At 50.5% G+C, this 7,547-nt stretch carries 8 protein-coding genes; 7 read left to right on the top strand and 1 reads right to left on the bottom strand.

Features of this window, described 5'->3' with window-relative positions; translation table 11 throughout:
* On the top strand, positions 1 to 710 hold a 710-nt coding region (locus Q0688_RS10865; protein ID WP_299076011.1), incomplete at its 5' end, for a VWA domain-containing protein.
* Between the two features lie 3 nt (positions 711 to 713).
* Here the strand turns inward: Q0688_RS10865 and Q0688_RS10860 are convergent.
* Entirely contained in the window at positions 714 to 1,487 is a 774-nt protein-coding gene (locus Q0688_RS10860) for a M48 family metallopeptidase (protein ID WP_299076008.1), read from the bottom strand.
* A 241-nt stretch (positions 1,488 to 1,728) separates the two neighbouring features.
* Between Q0688_RS10860 and rpsL the strand changes: the two genes are divergently transcribed.
* The 6 genes from rpsL (at position 1,729) to rplC (ending at position 7,487) form a co-directional block, all read left to right on the top strand.
* On the top strand, positions 1,729 to 2,103 hold the full coding sequence (gene rpsL, locus Q0688_RS10855; protein ID WP_299076005.1) for a 30S ribosomal protein S12: 375 nt from the start codon (positions 1,729 to 1,731) through the stop codon (positions 2,101 to 2,103).
* A 145-nt stretch (positions 2,104 to 2,248) separates the two neighbouring features.
* On the top strand, positions 2,249 to 2,716 hold the full coding sequence (gene rpsG, locus Q0688_RS10850; protein ID WP_299076002.1) for a 30S ribosomal protein S7: 468 nt from the start codon (positions 2,249 to 2,251) through the stop codon (positions 2,714 to 2,716).
* Between the two features lie 134 nt (positions 2,717 to 2,850).
* Positions 2,851 to 4,938, top strand: coding sequence for an elongation factor G (gene fusA / locus Q0688_RS10845; RefSeq protein WP_299076001.1), 2,088 nt, complete (start codon positions 2,851 to 2,853; stop codon positions 4,936 to 4,938).
* A 40-nt stretch (positions 4,939 to 4,978) separates the two neighbouring features.
* Positions 4,979 to 6,202: an elongation factor Tu gene (tuf, locus tag Q0688_RS10840; protein WP_299075998.1), complete on the top strand. Its 1,224-nt coding sequence runs from the start codon at positions 4,979 to 4,981 to the stop codon at positions 6,200 to 6,202.
* Between the two features lie 208 nt (positions 6,203 to 6,410).
* Entirely contained in the window at positions 6,411 to 6,722 is a 312-nt protein-coding gene (gene rpsJ / locus Q0688_RS10835; protein ID WP_012071937.1) for a 30S ribosomal protein S10, read from the top strand.
* Between the two features lie 126 nt (positions 6,723 to 6,848).
* A complete protein-coding gene (gene rplC / locus Q0688_RS10830) occupies positions 6,849 to 7,487 on the top strand; it encodes a 50S ribosomal protein L3 (RefSeq protein WP_269126188.1) in 639 nt (212 codons plus the stop codon).
* The last annotated feature ends 60 nt before the right edge of the window (positions 7,488 to 7,547 follow it).

Here is a 7,547-nt window from a genome sequence, read left to right as displayed (position 1 = left end):
ACGACGCCGTATATCGTGCTGTATCCGAAGCGGCGACGCGCCCGGAGTCCTTTCGTCGCGCCGTTGTTTTGCTCAGCGATGGCGAGGACAATATCTCGCGGCGCACGTCGATTGACGAAGTCGCTTCCCACGCTCGCGCGCTCGGGATTCCCGTGTTTGCGATTGGTCTACTTCTCGACAGCGACGACTCCCTTCGCGCCCTCGCGGCAAAGACCGACGGAGCCTATTTCGCCGTCAGCAATCCGGGGGCTATCGATTCGGTCTTTGCTACAATTGCCGAGCTTCTCTTCGAAAAAGGATGTTGCAACGTCTGGTACAGAACACCGAGCAGTCGCAGGGATGGTACCTGGCGAGGCGTCGACGTCGTCATAGCATACCCGGACGACACGACGGCGATTTCGGATGAAGGATACCGGGCTCCGGAGGGGACAAGTTCGGTTGTCGGAGAGTTGACGCGCAACGGCGTTCGTGTCTCTTTTGACGCAAGTCGCAGGAGCGTTTCGCTGATCAGTCCGGCCGGAGTTCCGATCGACCGTGTGCAAGCTTTCTCGTCGATTGGCAGGAGCATCGTGACCGAGAATGACGTCGTCGGTAGCGGTGGCCGGTACTCGATCGACCTTTCGTCGGCACCGGGTGGTCCGCTCTTCATCGTCGTCACGAGCGGGGGAGTATCCGAAGTGTTCCCGATCCTCAACCTACCGCAGTGGTAACGACTATGGCAGTCCGACGGCAAGCCAGTCGGCGCGAATGCCGTTGGTTCGCAGCCATTCGACCTTCTCTTCATATTCTCTGTCGTGTCGGGCCACCAGGTCCCAGAATGCTTGCGAGTGATCGAAATGCCGGAGATGGCAGAGCTCGTGGAGGACGACATAGCGGAGAATCCTAGGGGGGAACAGCACGAGTCGCCAGTTAAAGACGAGGCGTCCGTCCGATGTGCAGCTTCCCCAGCGCGATTTCAGCGATCGCACCTTAATCTTTTGCGGCTCGACCGCGAGCTGCAACGCAAGCTCGCCAGCCGCTTCGGTAATCCTACTTCCTGCTCTTTCGAAGAGGAGGCCACGAAGGTTCTCCTCGAACCTCTCGACTCGCACATCGGCATTGCGTAGGATCAATTGACCATCATCGTCGATGCGAACGGAGGAGTCACCTGCTTCGAGTGTCCCGACTGAACCGATCGCGAACCGGTAGGGCAGCCCTTCGACGAACATCGGACTATTCAGATCGAGTGTTTGTGCAACGGTGCCGGTGTTGTCCAGCCCGCACTCTTCGAGCTTTGCCGCAATCCACTCTTCGTTCTCCAGAACGAATCGATCCACATCAAGGTATCGACCCGGGTACTTTGGCATCGTAACGATCACGCCGTCGAACGGGGTGATCCGGATGCGCAGGCCACGGGCCTTCGGATGACGGCGCAGACTGTAGTGCAGAGGACCGTTGGTGCGGTCAATGACGTGTCGGACGATAGCAAAACCTCGGGGATTGCTCACAAACGGTAATGAGGATAACGCTCCGACGACTTGCCGGACCGGTCGAAGGACGCCTATATTTGCAGGCTATCCGTTCCCGGGCGCACTATGCCCCGTTTATGGATGAATCGTGACTCTTGAATCGTGCCGACATCTGCTCGGCCGATCGGCGGCGATTGCCATCAGGCATCGTCAAGGTTGCGATAGCATCGAGTCAGAGAGCGCAAGTATACCGAACGAGAAGAGACCAGGAAGATTTAGCGTGCCGACAATCAACCAGCTCGTCCGAAAGGGACGGAAGCAAATTCAGAGCAAGAGTGGTTCACCCGCACTCGATTCGTGCCCGCAGCGTCGCGGCGTCTGCACTCGCGTCTACACGACGACGCCGAAGAAGCCGAACTCGGCTCTGCGGAAGGTCGCCCGTGTGCGCCTGACGAATCAGATCGAGGTGACCGCATATATCCCGGGCGAGGGGCATAACCTGCAGGAGCATTCGATCGTCCTGATTCGTGGCGGGAAGATCAAGGATCTCCCGGGTGTTCGTTACCACGTCGTCCGCGGCGTGCTCGACACCCAGGGCGTCGAGGATCGTCGCCAGAGTCGTTCGAAGTATGGCACGAAGCGTCCGAAGAGTTAGATCGGATCGAGAGTTGATCGGTCGAATCCCGGAGTCATTGTGATATCGCATTGATATTGCAGCCGGTCCGAACCGGTCTCGTCGATCGCGTGATCCGGGAACAGAGCAGACACATCATTCGAAGAAGAAGGATAGTCCGAGCGGTATGAGAAAGAAACGCGCAGAACAACGGCACATCTTGCCGGATCCGAAGTTTGACGACCGAACGGTCGCGCAGTTCATCAACAACCTGATGTGGCAGGGCAAGAAGAGCGTGGCACGCGCGATCTTCTACGACGCTCTCGACGTTGTCGGTGAGCGGACCGGCGAGGAGCCGCTTGAGGTCTTTCGCAAGGCGATCGCCAACGTTTCGCCGGCCGTCGAAGTCAAGAGCCGGCGTGTCGGTGGCGCAACCTACCAGGTTCCGACCGAGGTGCGTCCCGAGCGTCGAACGACGCTTGGTATCCGCTGGCTGATCCGTTACGCTCGCGAGCGCCGCGAAAAGGGGATGAAGAACCGGCTGGCAGCCGCGATCCTCGCAGCAGCCAACGGTGAGGGGACGACGGTCAAGAAGAAGGAGGATACGCACCGGATGGCCGATGCGAACAAGGCCTTCTCGCACTTCCGTTGGTAAGGGTCTCTCCCCCTCCGCGCTTCTACCGATACCAGCAGACCGGTCCCGACGAGCCGTCATCCGTGCGTCGTTTCCGGCCGCAGGGATAATCCACAACGTTTAGCACCTGATAGTCCAAGCATAGAGAACGAGTTATGTCACGCAAGTATTCCCTCGACCGGGTCCGCAACATCGGCATCATGGCCCACATTGATGCCGGCAAGACCACATGTTCCGAGCGTATCCTGTATTATACAGGCAAATCCCACAACATTGGTGAGGTGCACGATGGTGCGGCCACCATGGACTGGATGGAGCAGGAGCAAGAGCGTGGGATCACGATCACTTCAGCAGCAACAACTTGCTTCTGGAGTGGCATGAATCAGCAGTTCGATCAGCACCGTATCAATATAATCGATACCCCAGGGCACGTAGACTTTACTATCGAGGTAGAGCGTTCTTTGCGTGTACTTGATGGTGCCGTTGTGGTGTTGTGTGGATCCTCTGGTGTGCAGCCTCAGACAGAGACTGTATGGCGTCAAGCAAACAAATATGAAGTGCCTCGTATGGTGTTCGTCAATAAGATGGATCGTACAGGTGCGGATTACTTCAGTGTCGTAGGGCAGCTTGAAGAGCGTTTGGGCGCAAATGCAGTACCTATTCAAATCAACATTGGCACCGAAGACGAGTTCGCTGGTGTGGTTGATTTGTTGAGTATGAAAGCCATTATGTGGAACGAAGAAGATCAGGGTATGACCTATGATCTTGAAGATGTACCTGCAGACTTGGTTGACGTTGCTGAAGAGTGGCGTGAAAAAATGCTCGAGGCCGCCGCGGAAGCAAATGAAGAGTTGATGGATAAGTACCTTGAAGAAGGTGACCTGTCTATTGAAGATATCAAGAAAGGGTTGCGAGCTCGTACGCTAGCTAACGAAGTTGTATTAGTGACCTGTGGTTCTGCATTCAAAAATAAAGGAGTGCAGGCAGTTCTTGATGCTGTTGTTGAATATCTACCTTCGCCACTAGAAGTGAAAGCGATTGAAGGCACCTTAGAGGATGCTGAGACCGTTGTAGCTCGTGAAGCGGATGACAGCGCACCATTTGCATCCTTAGCATTTAAGATTGCTACGGATCCGTTCGTGGGTACGTTAACGTTCATACGTGTATACTCTGGCGTTCTGAGTTCAGGCGACGCAGTGTACAACTCGGTTAAACACAAGAAAGAGCGTGTGGGCCGTATGGTTCAGATGCATGCGAATAACCGTGAAGAAATCAAAGAAGTACGCGCAGGCGATATTGCAGCTTTGATTGGTATGAAAGATGTGACAACAGGGGATACGTTATGTGACGGCAAAGATGTTGTTGTTCTCGAACGTATGGAGTTCCCTGAGCCTGTAATCTCTGTTGCTGTTGAGCCAAAATCTCAAGCGGATCAAGATAAAATGGCTGTGGCTCTTGGTAAACTTGCGCAGGAAGATCCTTCTTTCCGCGTAGAGACACACGAAGAGACTGGTCAAACCATTATCTCTGGTATGGGTGAGCTTCACCTAGATATACTGGTGGATCGAATGAAGCGTGAATTTAAAGTTGACGCCAATATCGGTAAACCACAGGTATCTTACCGAGAGAAAATTCGCAAAGAAGTGGAAGTTAACCACAAATTTGTGCGGCAATCAGGTGGCCGAGGACAGTACGGTCATGTAGTCATGAAGCTTATTCCAACCGATAAAGAGGGTTTGGAATTTGTGAATGAGATTGTCGGCGGTGCTATTCCTAAGGAATACATCCCAGCTGTCGAAAGAGGCATTTCAGAGCAAATGAAGAACGGTGTTATTGCTGGCTACCCATTGCTTGGGTTGAAAGTGGTATTGTTCGATGGTTCTTACCATGATGTTGACTCTAATGAAATGGCTTTTAAAATTGCAGCTTCTCAAGGCTTGAAGAAAGGTGCTGCAGATGCAGAACCTTGTGTTCTTGAGCCCATGATGAAAGTAGAAGTTGTAACTCCTGAGGAGTACATGGGAGACGTGATGGGAGACCTGAATCGTCGCCGAGGACTTGTTCAGGGGATGGAAGATTCCGTATCTGGTAAAATTATTCGAGCAGAAGTGCCTTTAGGCGAAATGTTTGGGTATGCAACGGATGTGCGTAGTTTGTCGCAAGGGCGTGCAAGCTATGCAATGGAATTCCTGAAATACGCTGAAGCGCCAGCTAGTGTGGCAGACGCGATCATTAAAAATTAAATTTAATCATCATACTTACTAATCATAAGGTGTATGTATCATGGCAAAAGCTAAGTTCGAACGTAGTAAACCACACGTTAACGTTGGTACAATCGGTCACGTTGACCACGGTAAAACTACCCTAACAGCAGCACTTACTCGCGTATGTGCTGAAGTATTTGGCGGTACAGCGGTAGCGTTTGACGGTATCGATAATGCTCCAGAAGAGCGTGAGCGTGGTATCACAATCGCAACGTCTCACGTAGAGTACGATTCTCCAACTCGTCACTACGCACACGTAGACTGTCCTGGACACGCCGATTATGTTAAAAACATGATCACTGGTGCTGCTCAAATGGACGGTGCGATCCTTGTTTGTGGTGCGACTGATGGTCCAATGCCTCAAACTCGTGAGCACATCCTTCTTTCTCGTCAAGTAGGTGTACCTTACATCGTTGTATTCCTAAACAAAGCAGACCTTCTAGCTGAAGACTGTGGTGGTGCGGACACTGAAGAATACGCTGAGATGCAAGAACTTGTAGAAATGGAACTACGTGATCTTCTATCTGAGTACGACTTCCCAGGTGATGACACTCCAATCATCCCAGGTTCTGCTCTAATGGCTCTTAACGGCCAAGATGACAACGAAATGGGTACTACAGCTGTAACTAAACTAGTTGAAGCTCTAGATAACTACATTCCAGAGCCAGAGCGTGCAATCGACGGTGCATTCATTATGCCTATCGAGGACGTGTTCTCTATCCAAGGTCGTGGTACTGTAGTAACAGGCCGTGTTGAGCGTGGTATCGTTAAAGTTGGTGAAGAAGTTGAAATCGTTGGTATCAAAGATACTACAAAAACAACTTGTACTGGCGTTGAGATGTTCCGTAAGCTTCTAGACGAAGGTCGTGCTGGTGAGAACTGTGGTGTACTACTACGTGGTACTAAGCGTGATGACGTTCAGCGTGGTCAAGTACTAGCTAAGCCTGGTTCTATTAATCCACACACTGATTTCGAAGCAGAAGTATACGTTCTGTCTAAAGATGAAGGTGGTCGTCACACGCCATTCTTCAAAGGCTACCGTCCACAGTTCTACTTCCGTACAACTGACGTAACTGGTGCTTGTGAGCTTCCAGAAGGCGTAGAAATGGTAATGCCTGGTGATAACGTACAGATGGTTGTATCTCTAATTCACCCAATCGCGATGGACGAAGGTCTACGTTTCGCGATTCGTGAAGGTGGTCGTACAGTTGGTGCTGGTGTTGTTGCTAAAGTCATCAAATAATAAGTTTTATACTTATTGTTGAATTGGTTTTTAAAAAGGCCGCTTGAATAACAAGCGGCTTTTTTTGTCACTATTAAAAACGCATTAGTTTTTATTGGTTACTTGACAACCAGTTTTAGGCTCGCTATTATTCGCCGTCCTTAAAAAAAGGATGGTGCCTTAATTAAATTATGATTAAGTCATCAAAACACTGTATTTGGAGTTGGAAATGCAAAGCCAAAAAATCCGTATTCGTCTGAAAGCATTCGATCACCGTCTGATTGATGCTTCGACACAAGAGATTGTGGACACAGCGAAGCGTACTGGTGCGCAAGTGCGTGGTCCTATTCCGCTTCCTACTCGTAAAGAGCGTTATACAGTATTGATTTCTCCACACGTAAATAAAGATGCGCGTGACCAATATGAAATCCGTACACACAAACGTGTTCTAGATATTGTTGAGCCAACTGAAAAAACAGTTGATGCTTTAATGAAGCTAGATCTTGCGGCAGGCGTGGAAGTTCAAATTTCTTTAGGTTAATTTCTAAAGATTGGGGTGCGAGAATCGGCTGGTTATCAGTCGACTTATGCACAATAGTGGAATGATCTGGAATGATCAGCCGTAGCGGGTGATAGCCCCTTACACAACTGGCAAATGAGGTATAAAATGGCTATTCAATTAGTCGGACGTAAAGCCGGTATGACAAGAGTCTTCACTGAAGATGGTCAATCCGTGCCAGTAACCGTCATCGAGGTAGAACCGAATCGCGTTACACAAGTGAAAACTGCAGAGGTTGATGGCTATCAAGCTATTCAAGTTACTGTTGGTTCTCGCCGTGCGAGCCGTGTAAACAAAGCAGCAGCAGGTCATTTTGCTAAAGCGAATGTTGAAGCTGGTCGTGGTTTGTGGGAGTTCCGCCTGACAGGTGACGAAAAAGAAATTAGTGTTGGTGATGAGCTAACAGTTGCTGATTTCGAAGCCGTATCTATGGTTGATGTAACTGGTCAATCAAAAGGTAAAGGTTTTCAAGGTGCCATTAAACGTCACAACTTTTCAATGCAAGATGCGACGCATGGTAACTCATTGTCTCACCGTGCTCCTGGTTCTATTGGCCAATGTCAAACACCTGGTCGTGTTTGGAAAGGCAAAAAGATGGCAGGTCACATGGGCGCTGAACAAGTAACTACACAATCTCTAGAAGTTGTTCGCGTAGATTCAGAACGCAACTTGATTCTAGTTAAGGGTGCGGTTCCTGGCGCTGTTGATGGTGACGTCATTCTTCAAACAGCAGTTAAATCTCGCTAAGAGAGGGGTAGACAATGAACTTGAATCTTACAGGCTCTGAAGGAACGATTGACGTTTCTG

It is taken from the genome of uncultured Paraglaciecola sp. (assembly GCF_937123705.1).
In the GTDB taxonomy this organism is placed as follows: domain Bacteria; phylum Pseudomonadota; class Gammaproteobacteria; order Enterobacterales; family Alteromonadaceae; genus Paraglaciecola.
The sequence above is the reverse complement of the archived record's forward strand: the minus strand, read 5'-3'. Positions and strand labels throughout refer to the sequence as shown.